The organism is Siccibacter turicensis LMG 23730 (assembly GCF_000463155.2).
GTDB lineage: Bacteria > Pseudomonadota > Gammaproteobacteria > Enterobacterales > Enterobacteriaceae > Siccibacter > Siccibacter turicensis.
Genome location: NZ_AWFZ01000022.1, coordinates 1 through 289 on the forward strand (window position 1 = coordinate 1; position 289 = coordinate 289).

1 rRNA gene is annotated in these 289 nt (G+C 53.6%); it reads left to right on the top strand.

The features are described from left to right. Positions 1-289: ribosomal RNA gene (locus DW58_RS04265) — 23S ribosomal RNA — on the top strand; the annotation flags it as partial.

The window sequence follows — 289 nt, forward strand, 5'->3', positions numbered from 1 at the left end:
GAACTGAAACATCTAAGTACCCCGAGGAAAAGAAATCAACCGAGATTCCCCCAGTAGCGGCGAGCGAACGGGGAGCAGCCCAGAGCCTGAATCAGTTTGTGTGTTAGTGGAAGCGTCTGGAAAGTCGCACGGTACAGGGTGACAGTCCCGTACACAAAAACACACCTGCTGTGAGCTCGAAGAGTAGGGCGGGACACGTGGTATCCTGTCTGAATATGGGGGGACCATCCTCCAAGGCTAAATACTCCTGACTGACCGATAGTGAACCAGTACCGTGAGGGAAAGGCGA